This window comes from Sunxiuqinia sp. sy24 (genome assembly GCF_052677165.1).
In genome coordinates, this window is record NZ_JBQYLH010000050.1 from 1 (window position 1) to 566 (window position 566).

Annotated in this window: 1 protein-coding gene; it reads right to left on the reverse strand. The window is 40.6% G+C overall.

Going from position 1 to position 566, the window contains the following annotated elements; translation table 11 throughout:
• Positions 1 to 7: 7 nt before the first annotated feature.
• On the reverse strand, positions 8 to 566 hold a 559-nt coding region (locus ACUNWA_RS19040), incomplete at its 5' end, for an IS256 family transposase (RefSeq protein WP_445593514.1).

Here is a 566-nt window from a genome sequence, read left to right on the forward strand (position 1 = left end):
TTTGCTATTACAGTTTTAGTTGGCATCGTTCTTCAAATTTAATAATCAGTTCTTGTTTTACTTGCCCCCAGTAAGCAGGTTTGCTGGTCCAGTTTTTTGTTATTTGTTGTTGAGCCAGATAAAGTATTTTCATCAAGGCCATATCACTTGGGAATGCACCTTTACGCTTAGTAACCCGTCGTATCTGTCTGTTGAATCCTTCAATAATATTGGTGGTGTACATGATGCGTCTTAAGTGCTTGGAATAATCGAAAAAGCGGGTTAGGTAATGCCAATTGTTTTTCCAGGATTTGATCACAAGCGGGTATTTCTGGCCCCACTTTTCTTCAAATTGTTCCATGGCCAGTTCGGCTTCTGCCAGGTTGGAGGCTTGGTAGATGAGTTTCAATTCCTGATTGAATTCTTTTCGGTCTTTCCATGCGATATACTTAAATGAATTGCGAATCTGGTGAATGATGCATAGTTGAATGTCTGTTTTCGGAAAAACGGCTTCTATCGCCTCGGTAAAGCCTTTGAGGTTATCCATACAAGCAATCAGCACATCGTGTACTCCCCGGTTTTGAAGA